This is a genomic window from Caballeronia telluris (genome assembly GCF_001544495.1).
Classification (GTDB): Bacteria; Pseudomonadota; Gammaproteobacteria; order Burkholderiales; family Burkholderiaceae; genus Caballeronia; species Caballeronia telluris.
This window is the reverse complement of sequence record NZ_FCNZ02000016.1, coordinates 138427-156727: the sequence shown is the minus strand read 5'-3', so window position 1 is coordinate 156727 and position 18301 is coordinate 138427. Positions and strand designations below refer to the sequence as shown.

The window sequence follows — 18301 nt, the reverse complement described above, 5'->3', positions numbered from 1 at the left end:
ATCAGCGACATCACGGCAGTCGACAGCGCCGACACCTTCGAGCGTCCGATCTACGCGGGCAACGCCATCGCGACGGTTCAATCAAGCGACCCGATCAAGGTCATCACGGTGCGTTCGACGGGCTTCGATCCGGTGGCAGCCGAAGGCGGCAGCGCAGCGGTCGAGAAGATCGAAGCGGCAGCGGACGCTGGCATTTCGCAGTTCGTGTCGCGTGAACTCACGAAGCTGGACCGTCCGGAACTGACGTCCGCATCGATCATCGTTTCTGGCGGACGCGGCTTGGGCAACGGCGAGAACTACACGAAAGTGCTCGAACCGTTGGCAGACAAGCTCGGCGCGGCACTCGGCGCATCTCGTGCCGCAGTCGACGCAGGCTTCGTCCCGAACGATTATCAAGTCGGTCAAACCGGCAAGATCGTCGCGCCGCAGTTGTATATGGCAGTCGGCATCTCGGGTGCCATTCAACATTTGGCGGGGATGAAGGACTCGAAAGTCATCGTCGCGATCAACAAGGACGCTGAAGCGCCGATCTTCGGTGTTGCCGATTACGGCCTCGTCGGCGATCTGTTCACGGTCGTGCCGGAACTTGCGGCCACGTTCTGATCGAGGAGAGGCAGATGGGACTCGCCACGGTCGAGCGCGAACTGCTTCACACACGACGCGTCGAATTGCGCGGCTACAAGCGCAAGGATGGCCTGTACGACATCGAGGGCCATCTCGTCGATACGAAAACCTATGACCGCGTGTCGCACGGCGTCACCCGCGGCGCAGGCGATCCAATCCACGAAATGTCCCTCTGCCTCACGGTCAGCACCGCTTTCCTGATCGTCGACGCGCGCGCCGAATCTACCGTCGTCCCCTACGTGGGATTTTGCGAGCGCGTCGCGCCCGACTACCGGAAGCTGATCGGCATGACGATCACGGCCGGATTCATGCGCGAGGTGCGCGGACTGTTCGGGGGCGTGAACGGCTGCTCGCACCTGACCGAACTGATCGGCGCGGTAGCCACGGCGGCCTTTCAGACCATGAGTGAAGAGATCAACGCGTCGGCCGAGCGGCAGCCGTTTCAACTCGACGGCTGCCACGCGCTGCGCACCGAGGGCGACGCCGTCCGCCTGTTCTATCCGACGTGGTATCGCGATCCGCACCTGCAAAAAGCCGGTTGAGCGTCGCGAGCGGTCGCAAGCGCACAGCCTTCCGAAGCTCAACCCACCGAACACGTACCGATGAACAACCGGCAGACCGCACCGCCCGAGCAAGCAAGCCTCGGCGCCCAGATCGTGACGCTCGCCTGCACGCTTGCGATCCAGGCCGTCGCCACCGCCGCCACGCTCGCGTTTCCGATTCTCGCGCCGGCGATTCCGGGCGTGCAACCGGCCGCGGTCGGCGTGTTCCTCGCGGTGGTCTACTTCGGCGCGATGATCGGCAGCGTGATCGGCAGCGCGGTCGTGACGGGACTCGGTCCTGTCAGGGCGTCGCAAGCGGCGCTCCTTCTGCAAGCACTCGCGCTCGCGCTCCTGAGCGTCGACAACGCAAACCTGAGGCTTCTCGCCGCGCTCCTCTGCGGACTCGGCTATGGCCCGATCACGCCCGCAAGCTCGCAGATCCTCGCGCGCACCACGCCTGCCGCGCGCATGGGCATCGCGTTCTCGCTCAAGCAGACGGGCGTGCCGCTCGGCGGATTGCTCACCGGCGCGGCGCTGCCGTTCATCGCGACATTCTTTTCGTGGAAGACCGGCCTTGCGGGGCTCGCCGTGCTCGCGGCGGCCGTCTCGCTCGTCAGCAGCCCGCTTCGCACACTCGACGCCGAAGCGACCGGGCGCCTCGTCATCTCGACGACCTGGTACCGGCCGATCGCCGAGGTCCTCGCGCATCCGCAACTGCGTTCGATGGCCGTCGTCTCGTTGCTGTTCTCCGCGTGCCAGTTGTCGGTGAGCGGTTACCTGATGGCGTTCCTGCATCGCGAAGCCGGTATGGGGCTCGCGCAGGCCGGCGTGATCTACGCCGTCGCGCAGGGCGCGGGCATTGCCGGACGACTGCTGTGGGGCCATCTCGCCGATCGCATCGGCTCGTCGCGGCGGGTTCTGATGGCCGTATGCGTGCTCATGGCGCTGAGTTGCGTGGCGACGGGTTCGTTCGCCACGCACTGGGGCATTGAGGCGCTGTGCGTCGTGTCCGCGGTGTTCGGCGCGACGGCGATCGGATGGAACGGCGTGTTCCTCGGCGAACTGGCACGGCTCGCACCGCGCGGCGCGGTCGCATCCGTCACCGGCGGTGCGCTGTTCTTCACGTATTTCGGCGTGGTCGTGGGTCCGCCCGCCTTCGGCTATCTCGCCGAGCGCACCAGTAGTCTCGGGTTCGCCTATGTCGCGCTTGGCGTCGTGCCGTGCATCGCGCTCGCGCTGCTGTGCCTGCCGGATCGGCAGATGCGACGACGCGCGGTCGAGAAGCCGGGATGCAGCCAGTGAACGGGCCGGGCGACGGTCAGCGCCGGTCGAGCGAATACCGGCCCGCGCCCGTGACGCACAGCAGGAGCAGGCCGCCCATGATGCTCACGTTCTTGTAGAAGTTGATCATGTTCGCCATGCGTTCGCCGTCCGCCATCGTCCAGAACGGATGGCCGATCAGCGCCGTGCCGAGCGTGTAGAGCGCGAAGATCAGCGCGAGCGGCCGCGTGTAGAACCCGAGCACGATCGCGATGCCGACAAAGAATTCCACCACGATCGCGATGGCCGCCGACAGCGCGGGGATCGGCGCGCCCTCCTTCGCCATGTAGGCGACCGTGCCGGAGTACGCCGTCAGCTTGCTCCATCCGAAGATCAGGAACAGGACCATCAGCAGGATGCGGGCGATCAGGATCAGCTCGTCCTTGCGGTTCTCGAAGAGGGTGTATCGCATGATAGTTCGCTCCCTGATGTAGCCGGCGGCCACGCGCGGCGCGCCGGAACTTCGTTAGAGACTTTCGTGCCGCCCAGCTTGCGACTATTGCGCCGCCTCGGCCGTTGCAGCTTCGCCGGCCCAGCGCAGCGTATCGGCATTCGCCGCGCCGGGCAAGTATTCGTCGTCATGCTGAACTTGAGCGCATCGCTACATCGATCGCGTCGCTGCCTGTCGCCATGCCGCTTTATTCAAAGCGGGACGTCGGCAGTTTCTCCTACGCGGCGCAAGGCGTGCCGGACACGGCCGTCGCCTTCAACGATGCGCCGGAAAAATGAAGCGCGCGGCAATGCTCGCCAGAATGGCGAGCGAGCCGATCGTCTGAAGCAATGCTGACATCATGGCTGCCTCCCTCCTCTGATGAACCCGACGCGTCATCGGCCCGGCAAAGCGGGTGCGTAGGTCCGGACGAAAAACGCGAGCGTGATGCAGAACGTCAGCACGAGCGTGCACGTTCGCACAATCGCGGGCGACGCGCGCCGCCCGATCTGCGCGCCCCCATAACCGCCGATGACCGCCGCGACCAGCATCGCCAGCGTCTCCGGCCAGTGGACCGCCTTCGCGATCACGAACGTGAGCACGGCCACCGCGTTCGCCGCGCTGACGAGCAGCGTGCGCGGCGCGTTCAGGCTCTTGATGTCGCGCGTGTCGAGCAGGCCCCACATCGCAATCATCATGATGCCGACCGCGCCGCCGAAGTAGCCGCCGTACACGCCGAGCCCGAACTGAATCGCGAGCACCGCCGACCCGCGGATGCGATAGCGCGTCCGCAACGCGTCGCCGACACGCCGCCCGAATGCGAGCGCGAGGCTCGCGATCAAGAGCAGCCACGGCAGCACGACCGAGAACGCCGCCGACGAAGTCCGCAGCAGCAGAATCGCGCCAGCGAACCCGCCGATCAGGGTGGCGACGAGCAGCGAGCGCATCGTCACGGAGCCGACCGGGCCGAGTCCGTCGCGATACGCCCACGCGCTGGCAAGGCCGCCCGGGAACAGCGCGACCGTACTCGAAGAGTTCGCCTGAACCGGTGGCACACCCGCCGCGATCATCGCGGGCAAGCTGACGAACGAGCCGCCGCCCGCCAGCGCGTTCATCGCGCCGGCCAGTAGTCCCGCGCCGAAGACCAGAAAAAGGGAGTGCATGCGAGGCATCGTAGCGGCGAGCCGTTCAGGCGGCAATCTGGCTTTTCCAATGCTAGACTTCGGCAAAACCGAAGGGACTCCAATGCGCTTCGATCTCACCGACATGCGGCTCTTCCTGACCGTCGTCGAACGCGGCAGCCTCACGCGGGGCGCAGAAGCGATGCATCTCGCGCTTGCTTCCGTCAGCGAGCGCATCGCCGGGATGGAGGCCGCGCTCGGCGCGCCGTTGCTCGAACGCAATCGGCGCGGCGTGCGCGTGACCGCGGCGGGCGCCGCGCTCGTGCGCCATGCGCGCGCGATCCTGGGTCAGGTCGAACAGATGCGCGGCGAGTTGCGAACCTACGCGACGGGTCTCAAGGGGCGCATTCGCCTGCTCTCCAACACGGCGGCGCTGGCCGCCTTCCTGCCGCCGCGCCTCGAACGCTTTCTGTCGACGTATCCGGATCTTTCCATCGATCTCGAAGAGCGGCCGAGCGCGGACATCGTGCAGGCACTCGCAGAAGGGCGCGCTGAACTCGGCGTCGTGGCCGATATCGCCGATCTCGCGATGCTGCAGACGCATCTCATCGCGCGCGATCAACTCGTCGTGGTCGCCAGCCGGTCGCATCGTGCGAGCCTGGGCGCGTCGGTGTCGTTCGCGGAAATCGTCGACGAACCGTTCGTCGGACTCGCCGATGCCGCGCTCGAAACGCATCTCGCCGAACGTGCCTCTCGACTCGGGCGTCAGCTCAACTACCGCATTCAGATGCGCAGCATCTGGCATATCGGCATGCTGGTCGAAGCGGGTATCGGCGTGGCGATATTGTCAGAGGCATCGACAGCGACGCTGCGCCGCCCGGGTCTCGCGATCGTGCCGCTGTCGGAGCCGTGGTCCGCGCGACGGCTTCATCTGTGCGCGCGCAACTTCGCAGCACTCACGCCGAATGCCGAATTGCTCGCGCAGCATCTGATCGATGGACCCATCGAGATACTGCTACCCGGCTAGCCCTAGTTGCGCGCGCATGATTGTGCGCCAGGCCACAGATGCGGGGCTTCGTGCAAAGCGCAATGTCCGCATAGCGCGCCGGACACTTAAATCGTTAAGCGAACGAATCAATCATACGAGACGATTGCTGCCACCGCATTGCATGCGTAAGCGCTAGCAGAGCGCCCGACGCGCGGCAACTTTTCCCGCTTGCCGCACGCATTGCTGACGCATTTACCCGATGCGCTGCTTCATCGCTTCTCGATGAAGAAGAGAACACCGTTCACGATGTTTTTAGGTAACGCCAGCGATTGCGCTCTGACGCAAGACAAGACATTCTTTAGCTCGACTCATTCTCATTCAATCGATCTTGCGGAGTGCAGACATGTCGCGTGACTTGCTTGTGCGGTCTTGTATCATCGGCAGCCTCGTTTTGCTGGCTAGTTGCGGAGGCGGCGGTGGCGGAAGTCCGGCCACCTCCACGGGAGGCGGATCGACTTCGGGCGCGGCTCCGGCAAGCGGCGCAAGCGCGACGACCGCACAGCCGCCGACCACTGCAAGCGACGTCCCCGCGCAACCGCCAACCACTGCAAGCGAGCCCGCCGTGACCGCGCCGACACTCGCCGCGGCCACCCCTGTCATCGACGGCACCACGCTCGGCACGTCGACATGGAACGCGGGCTCGACGGCGACGGGCGGAATCGGCCAAGCCGTCGGCGGCCTCAACTGCGCCGCCCCGAGCAACGCATACACGTACTCGCACTTGTCGATCTATCAGAACGGGCAGCTTCTCGCGCTGCCGGCGAACGTCGGCACGGTCGCGCCGACGATGACCGCGCAAACCGGCTGCGTCTATCCCGTTCACACGGTCGATTCGTCCGGAAAGATCCGCATGGATGCCAGCACGAACGGCTCTTACACGCTCGGCCAGTTCTTCGCGATCTGGGGTGAGCCGCTCTCGTCGACGAACATCGCCGGCTTGACGGGCACGCCCATCACGGCCTATGTCACGAACGGCGGCGTGCTCACGCAATACACCGGCGATCTCGCGAGCCTCGTGCTGCCCGCGCATGGCGAAGTGACGATCGTGATCGGCACGCCGCTCACGCAGATCCCGACCTATGCGTGGACCGATCCGCCGCCGTTCGCCACCTCGCCTATCACGCTCACGTACGGCGGCGTGGTCGGCAGCGCGTTCTGGGCGAACGGCGACACCGCGACGGGCGGCCAGGGCGCCGCGGTCGACGACATCGTCTGCGCGGTCGGCATGAGCGAGCTTTATCACGTGCACACGCATCTCGCGATCTTCAAGGACGGCCAATCGCTCGCGGTGCCGATGAACATCGGCCTTCCGGGACAGTGCAACTACGAGATGCACACGCACGACCAGACCGGCATCATCCACATCGAAACGCCGAACATCAAGTCGTTCACGCTCGGCAAGTTCTTCGATATCTGGGGACAGCCGCTGTCGGCGACGAACGTCGCGGGCATCACGGGCACCGTGGTCGCCTATATCAACGACAACGGCGACGTGCGTCGCTATACGGGCGACCTGCGCGCGATCGAACTGACCTCGCATCGTGCGATCACGCTGCAGATCGGCACGCCGGTCAGCACGCTGCCGGTCTACGTATGGGCGAGCGAGGCACAGTAAGCGGAGGTTTGCCTTAAGGCAGGAGAAGGACGACCGGCGGGCCTAATGGCCGCCGGTCAGCGACTTGCTGGTGTGGTCGAGTGCGCGTTCGATGTCGCGCAGGAAGTCGAGTGCGATGGCGTCCGCTTCGGGCGTGCCCTCCGCGAAGTCGCTCGGGACGGCCTGCCCTTGCGCGCGGCGCATGGCGCTCACGCGCGCGGCGACGAGGCGCGCGTCGTCGAAAAGCGCTTCATCGACGCCGAAGGGAAATAGCGCGCCCTGGTTCATGAAATGCACACCCGCGTTGTCTCAGGCGAACTGGGCTGCCGGCAGGCCGGCCATGATGATCGCGGCGTGCGTCGGCGCGACGGTCGAGTTCTTCGGCGCCTGCGTGAGCGCCGTGAGCATCGCCTGGTCGTTGAAGCGGAAGAAGCACAGCAACTGGTCCGACGCGGCCAGCCTCACGACCTGCGCGAGCGTCAGGTTCGCCAGGATGTCGGCGATCTCCCGCGACAGCCCGAGGCGAAACATGCCGATTGCGCGGTCTTCACGCAACAGGCGCTGGGCCAGCATGATGTACGAAAGGTTGATCTCGCGAATCGCTTCTGAAGTCTCGGCGGTTTGCATGACGTTCTCCGGTCTGGCTGGGAGGACGGTCGTTCTGGACCGACTCCGGTAACATTCGTTACATTTCGTAACAGGATGGATCGGAGTCTAAGGTCGCCGCAAACGATTAGCAATGGGTTTTCGGACGTTTTTTTCGGATGGCAAGAATTTCCAGGTAACTCTTGCGCAAACCATTGCGCGCCCGGCCAACCGGCGCGGTCCGGATGAGGGCCACGTGTAACAAACGGGCTTACTACTGTTCCGGCTCGTCGTCCTCGTCGTTCATCCCGAGCGCCCAGCGGATGTCGCGTGCGAAATCGAGGCTGACCTGTTCCCACTGCGGCGAGCCGAGCGTGAAATCGCGCGGGTTGCTCCGGCCGCGCGCGCGCCGGATCGTCTCGATGCTCAGCGCGAGAGCAAATGCTTCGCCACGGAGCGGATGCATGCGGCCGAGCGGGAGGTCTTTGTCTTGTTCCATTGACCAGTTTTCGGCGCGTGCGAACCAAACTTGAGGACGGTCGTGCGGCGCCGCCCGCGTCGCGATGCCGCACAATCGTTTGCGTGCAGGCGGCTTCGCCGTGAAGCCGAAAAGACTTGCCAACAATATTCGCGGACGTTACCTTGCACCTGTTCTCGACATGCAGCGCGGGAGAGATCGTCAAGGCAGCCGATGACGACGCCGACGGAGCAACCGCCCCGGAAACTCTCAGGCCCAAGGACCGCGCCGCAGGAACGATCTGGAGAGAGGCGCGACGCGCCCACCGAAGGGGATCTTCCGCCGCATCACCGCTTCACTGGCGCAAGAGAAACTCTCAGGTACATGGACAGATGGGGCATCGGCGCCGGAAGCCGACTCGCGCAATGAGCGCGGTCGAAGGCATCCGGCGATGCTCAATTCGATCTGGACCATGTCATGTCACGAATCGCCATCATCGGCGCCGGGATTACCGGCGTCACGACCGCTTACGCCCTCGCCCGCCGCGGCTTCCAGGTTACCGTCTACGAACGTCATCGCTATGCGGCGATGGAAACGTCGTTCGCGAACGGCGGCCAGCTCTCCGTCAGCAACGCCGAAGTCTGGAACCGCACGGCCACCGTGCTGAAGGGCCTGCGCTGGATGCTCACGCGCGACGCCCCGCTTCTCATGAATCCGTCGCCCTCGTGGCACAAGTATTCGTGGATGGGCGAGTTCCTGCGCCAGATCCCGAACTACCGCGCGAACACCATCGAGACCGTGCGCCTCGCGCTTGCCGCGCGTGAGCATCTCTTTTCGATCGCCGAACGCGAAGGCATCGCGTTCGACCTGGAACGGCGCGGGATCCTGCATATTTACAGGCATCGCAAGGACTACGACGCCGCCGCGAAGGTCAACGCGCTGCTGCGCGAAGGCGGCCTCGACCGCCATGCGGTCGGCGCGAACGAGATCGGCCGCATCGAGCCCGCATTGCAGGGCGAGTTTCATGGCGGCTTCTTCACGCCGTCGGATTCGACCGGCGACATCCACAAGTTCACGCGCGGTCTCGCCGATGCCTGCGCGCGTCACGGCGTCGAATTCCGCTACGACACGCAGATCGAGTCGATCCGGCAAGGCGGCGACGCGCGCTTCTCGATCGACGCCCGCCGCGACGGAGCGCTGCACGCGGACGTGTTCGAGCAGGTCGTCGTGTGCGCGGGCGTGCAAAGCCGCGCGTTCGCCGGCATGCTGGGCGACCACGTCAACGTCTATCCGGTGAAGGGTTATTCGATCACCGTCTGTCTCGACGACGAACAGAGCCAGAACGCGGCGCCGTGGGTCAGCCTTCTCGACGACCACGCGAAGATCGTCACGAGCCGGCTCGGTGCCGATCGCTTTCGCGTGGCCGGCACGGCCGAGATCAACGGCTTCAATCGCGACATTCGCGCGGACCGCGTTACGCCGCTCGTCGACTGGACACGGCGTCTCTTCCCGCAGGTCTCGACCGCGCGCGTGATTCCGTGGGCCGGCCTGCGACCGATGTTGCCGAGCATGCTGCCACGGGTCGGCGCCGGCAAGCGCCCGGGCGTGTTCTACAACACCGGGCACGGGCATCTCGGCTGGACGCTGTCGGCGGCGACGGCCGAGTCGATCGCCGATACGATCCAGCACGGCGCGAGCCGTCGCAAGCCGGCGGGCGCGGGCACGCCGCGGCCCGCGCCGCTGCGCTCGTAACACGCACCAAGGTTCACTCGCGGCGGCCGGCCAGCACTTCGTCGATCAGCCCGTAGTCGCGCGCCTCGGCCGCCGACATGAAGTTGTCGCGGTCGGTGTCGCGCGCGATCTCTTCGACCGTCTTGCCGGTGCGCTCCGCCGTGATCGCGTTCAGACGCTCGCGCAGATACAGGACTTCCTGCGCCTGGATCGCGACGTCGGCGGCGGTGCCCTGCGAGCCGCCCGACGGCTGATGGATCATGATGCGCGCGTTGGGCAGCGCGAAGCGCTTGCCCTTCGTTCCCGCATTCAGCAGGAACGTGCCCATGCTCGCCGCGAAGCCGGTGCAGAGCGTCGAGACGTCGGGGCGCACGAACTGCATCGTGTCGTAGATCGCCATGCCGTCGTAGACCGAGCCGCCCGGCGAGTTGATGTAAAGGGCGATATCCTTGTCGGGATTCTCCGCTTCCAGAAACAGCAATTGCGCGACGACGAGACTCGCCGTCTGGTCGTTGACCGGTCCGACGAGAAACACGATGCGCTCGCGCAAGAGGCGCGAATAGACGTCGTAGGCACGCTCGCCGCGTCCCGATTGCTCGATGACGGTCGGCACGAGATTGAGGCTCGTCGGGTTGCGCTTGTGCAGGTTCATCGCGGCTCCGTTTCGTATGAAGTGGCGGGATCGCGCCGTTGCGCTCTCCTCCACTTGACGACCGGCCGGGTCCTGCCGTGACGCACGCGAAAAAATTCCGCCGCGCTGTCACATTCGCGTGGCGCCGCGCGTCATGCCTCGAAGCGCCATCACATCGAGCAGAGGAGCCATGCGCATGACAACCGATCCGGACGACGCCACCGCATCGCGGACCGCGGTCTTCGAAACACTGCGAGCGCGCATTCATTCGATCGCGCAGCGCATCGTCGGCAACCGGGCGGACGCCGAGGACATCGTCCAGGACACGTTCGTCCGGTGGTACACGTCGTCCGCCGACGACGTGCGCGTGCCCGCCGCATGGTTCACGACGGTCGCGACGCGCCTTGCGATCGATCACGTCCGGCGCGCGCGTCGCGAGCGCGAGAAACTCGACGAAGCCTTGCCCGCGCCGGCCGGGGAGGCATCGATTCCGTCGGCGGAAGACCGGATCGAGCAGGCGTCGCAGGTCGCGCATGGGGTGCGCCTGCTGTTCGAACGGCTCGGTCCCGAAGAGCGCGCGGCGCTCCTGCTGCACGAAGCGTTCGATGCGGACTACGCGAGCATCGCGGCGGCGCTCGGGCGCACGCCCGCGCATTGCCGCCAGATGGTGCATCGCGCGAAGGCGCGCATCCTCGACGACAACGCGCGGTCGGACGGACGCGCGCGTGCGGAAGACGACGCCGTCGCCACGCTCGTCGATGCCATCGCCCGGCAGGACCGCGACGCCGTTCTCGGATCGATCCCGACGGCCGCAGCAACAGCGGCGCCGGACACACGAGCGCGCGCCAGCACGCTCGCGACGCTGGAAACGGCGGCACTCATCGTGCGCTTGCGGCGCGGCGCTGCATCGACGGCGATAGCGGCATTCGACTGACCGATGGCATGACTGCTCGCCGCACGGCTTCGGCGTAACATAGGCTGCGCTTCTCGCGAGGCCAGGCCCCGCGCCACTTCCAGCCGATTACGGAGACCGTCTCATGCCAAAGACCGCAGGATCCATGGTGACTTTTCGCCGCCCCGACGGACAGGATGTAGCGGGCTATCTCGCGCAGCCGGACAAGCCCGACGGCGCGCCCGCCATCGTCGTGATCCAGGAATGGTGGGGGCTGAACGACCAGATCCGCGGCGTCGCGGACCGTTTCGCGCGATGCGGCTACCGGGCGCTCGTGCCGGACCTGTTTCGCGGCAAATCGACGGTCGAAGAGGAAGAGGCGAGTCATCTGCTCGGCGCGCTCGACTTCGGCGACGCCACTTCGCAGGACATTCGCGGCGCGGTCGAGTACCTGAAGGAAGGATCGGGGCGCGTCGGCGTGACGGGCTACTGCATGGGCGGCGCGCTCACGCTGCTTGCGCTGTGCCAGGTTCCGGGTGTGGCCGCGGGCGTCGTCTGGTACGGCTTCCCGCCGCTCGACTACATCGATGCATCCGCGATCAAGGTGCCCGTGCAAGGCCACTGGGCCGCGCAGGACCAGTTTTTCCCGGCTGAGACGGTCGACGCGCTCGAAGCGAAGCTGCGCGAGGCCAACGTCGATGTCGAGTTCCACCGGTATCTTGCCCATCATGCGTTCGCGAACGAAACGGCCGCCGGGCCGGGCCGCATCGCGCGCACCCAGTTCGATCCGGTCTGGTCGCAGATGGCGTGGGACCGGACGCTGACGTTTTTCGGGCGCACGCTGTGGGAAGGTTCGCCGGGGCTCGAAGCGGCGCGTCCATGACAGCCGGATCGCGCGCGCCGGCTCCTAGCTCAACCCCGCCAGCCGCGCGTACAGATCGTCGATCGGCATGGGCTTCGCGAAGTAGTGATCGAATCCCGCTTCGTCGGCGCTCTGCCGGAAGTCGGGCGTGGTATAGCCGCTCAGCGCCACGAGACACAACGGCCGGCCCCGCGCCTTCTCGCGCAGCCCGCGCGCAACCTCGAAGCCCGTCATGTCGGGCAGGCCGATGTCGATCACCGCCACCGAAGGCGTGAACGACTCCGCCACTTCGAACGCCGACGCGCCGTCGAACGCCACCTCGCACTGGTGTCCGCCCATCGTGAGCAGCGCTTCGAGCGCCTCGGCGGCGTCGCGGTTGTCGTCGACGATCAGGATGCGCTGCGCGCGCTGCTGCGGCATGGCGGCGAGCGGGTTCACTTCGTCGGGCAGCGGTTCGTAGACGCGCGGCAGCCTGACGACGAACGTCGTTCCGCAGCCGATGCCCGCGCTCTCCACGCGCACCGAGCCGCCATGATCCTGCACGAGACGCTTCACGACCGTGAGCCCGATGCCGAGCCCCGCGTCCTGCCGCCCGATCGCAGTCGACGCCTGCGCGAACAAATCGAAGACGCGCGGCAGCATCGCAGGCTCGATGCCGATGCCGCGATCGCACACTTCGATCGTCACTTCCGTGTCCGTTGCACCGACCGTCACGACGATCTCGTCGGGCTCGGACGTATAGCGCGCCGCGTTGTGCAGGATATTGCTGAACACCTGCTTCAGGCGCGCGACATCGCCCCGCACGAGCGCGACGTCGCGCGGATAGATCGTGGTCACGCGATGGCCGCGCCGTTCGAGTTCGGCCGCCGTCATTTCGAGCGCGCCGACGATCAGCTCGTCGATGCGCGCCACTTCGGTGTGCAGGTCCACCTTGCCGCGCGTGAGCCGCGACACGTCGAGCAGATCGTTCACCATGCGCGACAACTGCGCGGTCTGCCGCCCGATCAGCGCGAGCGTGTCGCCGTACGCGCCGTGCGCCGCGCCGCCGCGTTCGGCCAGTTCCAGCGCGAGGCTCACCGCCGCGAGCGGATTTCTCAGCTCGTGCGCGAGCATCGCGAGGAATTCGTTTTTCCGCACATCGGCTTCTTCCAGCTCGGTCTGCTTGCGACGCAGTTCGCCGAGCGTGATCAGCATCTCGCGGTTCTGCTGTTCGAGTTCCTCGACGGGCGTCTGCGCCTTGCGCCGCGTCAACTGGTCGACGAGCACGCTCAGCTTGTCGAGTGTCAGGCGCGGCTTGTCGCGCGGCAGCAACATCTCCAGCGTGACGGTCGTGCCCCGGCCGGCTCCGGTGCTGACGGAAAAGCCGTCCGCCATGCGCCGGCTGCCGGTCAGGCCGATGCCCGGCCGGCCCTCGGGATGCACGCCGCTCAGGATCTGATCCAGCTTCGCGATGCCCGGCCCCTTGTCGGCGATCTGCGCGACGATGCTCTGCACGCCGGCCGCCTCGCTCGAATCGCCGACTAAAAACGTCAGCGTGCCGCCGCCCGCGAACTGCACCGCATTGCGCGCGATTTCCGACACCGCCGTGACGAAGCGCGTGCGCTGCAGGTCGTCGAGTCCGAACAGCTCGCCGATCTGCCGCGCGCGGTCGCGGATCGCGACGAGGCTCAGGTTGCTCGCGATGGACGTGGAAAGGATTCGGTGCTGCATCTCAGGCCGCCTTGACGACGACGATCGACGCGTCGTCGTTATCGCGCGCGAAGTCGCGGTGAAGCACGTGAGCGATTACGACCGGATGATGCGCGAGCAGGTCCGGATGACGGCTCAGGTTCCAGCGCGTGGACAGCCCGTCCGTCGTCGCGATGAACACGCTGCGCGCGTTCCAGTCCGCGTGGCTTTGGCGCACGAGCCGCATGTTGTAGCCGACGGTTCCGTCGGTCGACACGAGATGCTGGTTGACCTCGCCCGTGTTCACGATCGCGATGATGTTGCCGACGCCCGCATAGGTCATCGACTTCGTCGCGGGCTCGAACTTCGCCACCGCCATCACCGCACCGCGCGTCGAGCGCAGCCGCGCGTGCGCCGCGCGCAGGACGTCGCCGGGCGAATCGTCGCGGGCGCGCTCGCTGAAGACGTCGAGCGCCCGGTGCGACGCCTCGGACGCGAGCGGACCGTGGCCGAGGCCGTCGAGCAACGTGACCCAGAGCGCGTCGCCCGTCTCCGACACGCTCCACGCGTCGCCGCAGATCTGCTGGCCGAGCTTCGGCGTCGATCGCGCGCCGACCGTCCACGGGCGCTTGCCCGCGTCGCCTGCAGCCTTGCTCGCGACCCGCGCAAGCAGCACCGTCCCGCTGCCGGCGAGCGAATAGAAGTCGAACAGCGCGGAATGCCGCTCCATCGTGCCGAGTCCCGCGCCGAGGCTGCCGCCCGTCGAGAAGCCGTCCTTTCTGGCCGCCTCCACGTTGACGATGCCCGGCCCGCGATCCACCGCGACGATCTCGATGCCGCTAGCCGTCCGGTCCGCGTGATTCGAGTAAGGCGCGAGATGGATCTCGCCGCTCCTCGCGTACTTGAGGATGTTGGTGGCCGCCTCGCTCACGACGAGCGCGGCATCGGCCTGCACGCGCTCGGAAAAGCCGAGTGACTGCGCGAGCGCGACAGCGGACCGGCGGGCGTGCGCGACGCCGCTCTGGTCCGAAAGAATTACCGTCGCTTCCATTGCACGATGCTCACGCGTGTCCCGCTGCCGATCGTCGAGGCGATCTCGAACTCGTTGACGAGCCGCCGCGCGCCGCCGAGGCCGAGGCCCATGCTTTTCGCCGTGCTGTAGCCGTCTTCCAGCGCCTTGTCGATGTTGGGGATGCCGGGACCGTTGTCCTCGAAAATCAGTTGAATGCCCTGACGCCCGTCCTTCTCCACTTCGACGAGCGTGACCGTGCCGCCTTGCCCGTGCACGAGCGTATTGCGGGCGAGTTCGCTCGCCGCCGTGACGAACTTGGTACGTTCGAGCGTGCCGAAGGAAAGGCGCGTTGCCCAGTCCTGCACGACCTTGCGAGCGAGGTTCACCTCGGCCGGCGTGCGGATATCCAGGACGACCCGATTTAGCGTGACGATGAAGATTCTCCCGAGTCGGCCGAGGACCGCAGCATCGCCATACCCTTGTCGACATCGAGAGCAGTTCGAATTCCCTTGAGCGTCATGCCGAGCTCCACAAGCGTGATCGCAACAGCGGGCCGCATGCCGACCAGCACGGTCTCTGCGTCCAGCACCCGCGCCATCGCCGCGATGTGGCCGAGCGTGCGGCCGATGAACGAGTCGACGATTTCCAGCGCCGAAATGTCGATCAGCACGCCGCGGGCCCGGGTCGATTCGATGCGCGAGGTCAGGTCTTCCTGCAGCGAAAGAACGAGCTCGTCATGCAGCTCGACCTGAATCGACACCAGCAGGAATTCGCCAAGCTTGAGAACCGGAATCTGCTCCATCTTCAATCACCTGCTCTGACGGCGCCCAACTTGCTGACGGTGAGATTGACACGGCGCAGTGCGATCTTGAGCGCCTCGGCGAGCGTCGCCTTCGTCACCACGTCGCCGAGATCGACGCCGAGATGGACGATGGTCTGCGCGATCTGCGGGCGGATGCCGCTGATGATGCACTCCGCGCCCATCAGGCGGGCCGCCGCGACGGTCTTGAGCAAATGCTGCGCGACGAGCGTATCGACGGTCGGCACGCCCGTGATGTCGATGATCGCGATGGCCGCTTCGTTCTCGACGATCGCGTTCAGGAGCCCTTCCATCACGACCTGCGTGCGCTCGCTGTCGAGCGTGCCAATGAGCGGCAGCGCCACGATCGAATCCCACAGCTTCACGACGGGCGTGGTGAGGTCGAGCAGTTCCTGCTGCTGACGTTCGATCACTTGCTGGCGTTCGCGCTGATACGCATCGACGGTCACGAGGCCGAGGCGGTCGAGCACCTGGCTCAGCTTCCAGAATTCCGCGCGCAGGCTCTCCGAATCGACGCCGGCGGTGTTCTGCAAGGCGTCGAAGAGCGGCTTTTTCAGCGAGAAGATGAAGCCTGCCGTTTCGGATGCGGAAAAGCCCTGGATGACGCGCTGGCGCGACAGCGCATCGAGATGCACGCGCACGCTGTCCCAGGCCGGGCCTTCGAGTTGCCCCGTATAGTCGCTCGACACCGCGCGGGAGAACTGCGTGAGAAACGCGCGCGAGGCTTCTTTGAGCTCGACTTCGGAGATGACGCCTTGGCGCGCGGTTGCGAGTTGTTCGTTGACCCAACCCGTCAAGATATTCGATTCCTGCTTGCCGATGATGTCGGCCAAACCGTGCGGTTCGCTCAAGTGCTTCTCCAGTGCAGTTATGTTCTTGGCTTGCTAAACCGGCAACATGATATAGCGGTTGAGGAAGCCGGGAAATTAAATCGCGACCGCAAAACGTTTGCGGTTCGCGGCAGCGGAATAATGTGCGGGTATGAATAAAGCAGCTTAACGAGCTGGGTAATTGTTACCCGCAGAAATATGCAGCTTTAGCCGCTTTTGCCGTTTATCGCTGCCTTAGGCAGCACGCGCGACGATCCGCGCCTCGATACGTCTGAACATGCGCTCGCACCACGCGCGCAACATCGCGTTCGACAACGCCATCGGCAACGACCGCGCGATGATGCGATAGACATCGCCGCGACGAACCTTCGACACGCTCGCGGGATCGAGCCATCGGTCGTTGAAGACGAGCAGCGCCATCGTCTCCAGTCCGATCATGATCGGCCACAGGCACGCGAGCCGCAGCCGCAGCGATAGCGCCGGAATGGCTAGCGTGTAGTCGATCGCATCGCGAAAGTGGTCGAGCGTCGTGCGCGTGAGTTCGAACAGGACCGGGGCCGCCCGCTGCGATGCGTCGGGCGCGAACAGTTCTTCCGCGCGCAATCCCTCGCGTCTGAGCAGCACCGCCGGGAGATAGCAGCGCCCGATGCGCAAGTCCTTGCCGCAATCGCGCAAGATGTTCGTCATCTGCAGCGCCTTGCCGAAGCGGATGCCGCGTGCCGTCATCGTCTCCGGGCTCGCCTTCAGCACGCCCGGCAGGTGCGCGAACGTCATCGCGGTCCAGAATTCGCCGACGCAACCCGCCACCAGATAGGTGTAACGATCCAGTTCGTCCCATTCCGTCAACGCGGCAACCTGTCCCGAGGTTTCGTCCGGGAATGTGCGCAGGTCGAATTCCATGCCTTCGGTGAGCGTCGTCACGATGCCGCGTACGGCGTGCCGGTCGGCATCGTCGAAACGGGACAGCAGTGCGAGCGCCGCCGGCACTGATTCGAGCAGCACCTTTTCGTCCGGCTGCGTCTGCTGGCTCGCGACATCCAACATCGCGGCATCGAGCGCGCCGCCGGCCGGTTCACCGTTGACCTGCGCACGCAGGCCGAGCAGCAGTTCGAGGCGCCGGCCGGGCGGGATGAGCGAGGTATCGGCGATCGTGTCGGCGGCACGCGCGAGCAGATAGGCAAGCCCGACCGGATCGCGCATCCCGGCAGGCAGAATGCGCAGCGTCAGATAGAACGAGCGCGAGACGCTCTTCAATAGCGGGCCGAGAAGGAAATGCCCGGCTGGGACGGTCATGGCTGAGGTCAAATGAGGATCGGTGGAAAACGGTGCCGCGGCATTGTAGCGCGCGCATCGGCGCGGCCGTGGCGCGTCCGCCGCTCTTGGGCGCCGATTCTTCAGATGATTTTCCGCGAAATATTTCGTTGAAAATCTTATTGTTGAGCATTAGAGTTCAAGTACCGCATGAAGTCGAACGTTGCGGTCAGCCTCCTGATCTGCTTCGGATTTGTCGCACCCGCCCATTCTTTTTGTTTCGGAATTCGCGCGGACCCGCGTGCCACCGCAGAGCGGCTCACCTGCCCGCCCGTCGCGATGGTCGCCGTCTCTTCCCGCAAGGAATCACGTCACGACCGTCGACCGGCCGTCGTCCCGACTCGTGCCCGGCATCGCACTGATTCGCCGCGCCATCGCCCGGCGCTGCATGGAGACAAGCATGATGCGTGAAGTAACCGGCGCGTTTCGCGGCACCCGCAAGCTCGCCGAAGCCCTCGACGATTTGCGCGCGCTCGGCATCGGCGGCGACCGTATCCGCGTCGACGGCACCGCGCGTTTCGCCGTCGATCCATGCGCGGCCGCGACCCGGGACGCGATCGTCGCGACGCACTGGATGAACGCCGAATATGCCGGACATGGCGAACATCTCGGCGTGATCGACTGGCACGACAGCCTGTTCGACAACGACCACGACTACGCTGACCCGGCGACGTCGCGTTTCGAAGCTGAAATCGCCGACGACCTTCAATGCATGCGCGTGATCGTGAGTATCGCGGACGACGCCGAGATGTCCGAGGTCTGCGACATCTTCTGCCGGCTCGGCACCGCGGACGTCGATGCGCAAGGCGTCATGGCGTGATCC

General features: G+C 65.8%; 21 protein-coding genes and 2 riboswitches. Of the genes, 9 read left to right on the top strand and 12 right to left on the bottom strand.

What is annotated here, in order from left to right; translation table 11 throughout:
* The 3 genes from AWB66_RS21090 to AWB66_RS21080 all read left to right on the top strand — a co-directional run.
* The coding region (locus tag AWB66_RS21090) for an electron transfer flavoprotein subunit alpha/FixB family protein (RefSeq protein ID WP_200819033.1) at window positions 1-603 on the top strand (603 nt) is incomplete at its 5' end.
* 14 nt (window positions 604-617) lie between these two features.
* On the top strand, window positions 618-1166 hold the full coding sequence (locus AWB66_RS21085; RefSeq protein WP_087632111.1) for a DUF2889 domain-containing protein: 549 nt from the start codon (window positions 618-620) through the stop codon (window positions 1164-1166).
* 60 nt (window positions 1167-1226) lie between these two features.
* Window positions 1227-2468, top strand: a complete 1242-nt coding sequence (locus AWB66_RS21080) for an MFS transporter (RefSeq protein ID WP_087632110.1) — start codon at window positions 1227-1229, stop codon at window positions 2466-2468.
* 16 nt (window positions 2469-2484) lie between these two features.
* Here AWB66_RS21080 and AWB66_RS21075 read toward each other — a convergent pair whose 3' ends face one another.
* Both AWB66_RS21075 and AWB66_RS21070 read right to left on the bottom strand, forming a co-directional pair.
* Window positions 2485-2898 carry a DoxX family protein gene (locus tag AWB66_RS21075; RefSeq protein WP_087632109.1) on the bottom strand — a complete coding sequence of 138 codons (414 nt, stop codon included), beginning with the start codon at window positions 2896-2898 and terminating at the stop codon, window positions 2485-2487.
* Window positions 2899-3311: 413 nt separating this feature from the next.
* Window positions 3312-4079 carry a sulfite exporter TauE/SafE family protein gene (locus AWB66_RS21070; RefSeq protein ID WP_087632108.1) on the bottom strand — a complete coding sequence of 256 codons (768 nt, stop codon included), beginning with the start codon at window positions 4077-4079 and terminating at the stop codon, window positions 3312-3314.
* 82 nt (window positions 4080-4161) lie between these two features.
* On the opposite strand from AWB66_RS21070, the gene AWB66_RS21065 reads away from it, so the two are divergent.
* Window positions 4162-5064 (top strand): LysR family transcriptional regulator, encoded by a 903-nt coding sequence (locus tag AWB66_RS21065; RefSeq protein ID WP_087632107.1) that lies wholly within the window; start codon window positions 4162-4164, stop codon window positions 5062-5064.
* A gap of 364 nt (window positions 5065-5428) precedes the next feature.
* A complete protein-coding gene (locus AWB66_RS21060; RefSeq protein WP_200819032.1) occupies window positions 5429-6700 on the top strand; it encodes a hypothetical protein in 1272 nt (423 codons plus the stop codon).
* A 42-nt stretch (window positions 6701-6742) separates the two neighbouring features.
* Here the strand turns inward: AWB66_RS21060 and AWB66_RS21055 are convergent, their stop codons facing one another.
* The 3 genes from AWB66_RS21055 to AWB66_RS21045 form a co-directional block, all read right to left on the bottom strand.
* Complete coding sequence (locus tag AWB66_RS21055) at window positions 6743-6967, bottom strand: hypothetical protein (protein ID WP_087632106.1); 225 nt, start codon at window positions 6965-6967, stop codon at window positions 6743-6745.
* Window positions 6968-6988: 21 nt separating this feature from the next.
* Window positions 6989-7306, bottom strand: coding sequence for a flagellar transcriptional regulator FlhD (flhD, locus tag AWB66_RS21050; protein WP_087632105.1), 318 nt, complete (start codon window positions 7304-7306; stop codon window positions 6989-6991).
* Window positions 7307-7538: 232 nt separating this feature from the next.
* Window positions 7539-7763, bottom strand: coding sequence for a hypothetical protein (locus AWB66_RS21045; RefSeq protein WP_125469765.1), 225 nt, complete (start codon window positions 7761-7763; stop codon window positions 7539-7541).
* 158 nt (window positions 7764-7921) lie between these two features.
* Window positions 7922-8017: riboswitch (glycine riboswitch) on the top strand.
* A gap of 3 nt (window positions 8018-8020) precedes the next feature.
* Window positions 8021-8115: riboswitch (glycine riboswitch) on the top strand.
* Between the two features lie 83 nt (window positions 8116-8198).
* Here AWB66_RS21045 and AWB66_RS21040 point away from each other — a divergent pair.
* Window positions 8199-9473, top strand: a complete 1275-nt coding sequence (locus AWB66_RS21040; protein ID WP_087632104.1) for a D-amino acid dehydrogenase — start codon at window positions 8199-8201, stop codon at window positions 9471-9473.
* Window positions 9474-9486: 13 nt separating this feature from the next.
* On the opposite strand, the gene clpP is transcribed toward AWB66_RS21040, so the two are convergent.
* Window positions 9487-10104 carry an ATP-dependent Clp endopeptidase proteolytic subunit ClpP gene (gene clpP / locus AWB66_RS21035; RefSeq protein ID WP_087632103.1) on the bottom strand — a complete coding sequence of 206 codons (618 nt, stop codon included), beginning with the start codon at window positions 10102-10104 and terminating at the stop codon, window positions 9487-9489.
* Between the two features lie 175 nt (window positions 10105-10279).
* On the opposite strand from clpP, the gene AWB66_RS21030 reads away from it, so the two are divergent.
* Window positions 10280-11017 carry a sigma-70 family RNA polymerase sigma factor gene (locus AWB66_RS21030; RefSeq protein ID WP_159462924.1) on the top strand — a complete coding sequence of 246 codons (738 nt, stop codon included), beginning with the start codon at window positions 10280-10282 and terminating at the stop codon, window positions 11015-11017.
* A gap of 103 nt (window positions 11018-11120) precedes the next feature.
* Window positions 11121-11858 (top strand): dienelactone hydrolase family protein, encoded by a 738-nt coding sequence (locus AWB66_RS21025; protein ID WP_087632101.1) that lies wholly within the window; start codon window positions 11121-11123, stop codon window positions 11856-11858.
* 24 nt (window positions 11859-11882) lie between these two features.
* Here AWB66_RS21025 and AWB66_RS21020 read toward each other — a convergent pair whose 3' ends face one another.
* The 6 genes from AWB66_RS21020 to AWB66_RS20995 form a co-directional block, all read right to left on the bottom strand.
* On the bottom strand, window positions 11883-13547 hold the full coding sequence (locus AWB66_RS21020; protein ID WP_087632100.1) for an ATP-binding response regulator: 1665 nt from the start codon (window positions 13545-13547) through the stop codon (window positions 11883-11885).
* 1 nt (window position 13548) lies between these two features.
* The gene (locus AWB66_RS21015; protein ID WP_087632099.1) at window positions 13549-14556 is read right to left on the bottom strand and encodes an ATP-binding SpoIIE family protein phosphatase; all 1008 of its coding nucleotides are present in this window, start codon (window positions 14554-14556) and stop codon (window positions 13549-13551) included.
* Entirely contained in the window at window positions 14541-14903 is a 363-nt protein-coding gene (locus AWB66_RS21010) for an anti-sigma regulatory factor (protein ID WP_087632098.1), read from the bottom strand. Before AWB66_RS21010 ends, AWB66_RS21015 begins: the two co-directional genes overlap by 16 nt.
* A gap of 35 nt (window positions 14904-14938) precedes the next feature.
* The gene (locus tag AWB66_RS21005; RefSeq protein WP_087632097.1) at window positions 14939-15319 is read right to left on the bottom strand and encodes an STAS domain-containing protein; all 381 of its coding nucleotides are present in this window, start codon (window positions 15317-15319) and stop codon (window positions 14939-14941) included.
* 2 nt (window positions 15320-15321) lie between these two features.
* A complete protein-coding gene (locus AWB66_RS21000) occupies window positions 15322-16188 on the bottom strand; it encodes an STAS domain-containing protein (protein WP_087632096.1) in 867 nt (288 codons plus the stop codon).
* 213 nt (window positions 16189-16401) lie between these two features.
* Window positions 16402-17460: a phytoene/squalene synthase family protein gene (locus AWB66_RS20995; RefSeq protein ID WP_087632095.1), complete on the bottom strand. Its 1059-nt coding sequence runs from the start codon at window positions 17458-17460 to the stop codon at window positions 16402-16404.
* A 418-nt stretch (window positions 17461-17878) separates the two neighbouring features.
* On the opposite strand from AWB66_RS20995, the gene AWB66_RS20990 reads away from it, so the two are divergent.
* Complete coding sequence (locus AWB66_RS20990) at window positions 17879-18298, top strand: hypothetical protein (protein WP_087632094.1); 420 nt, start codon at window positions 17879-17881, stop codon at window positions 18296-18298.
* Window positions 18299-18301 lie beyond the last annotated feature (3 nt).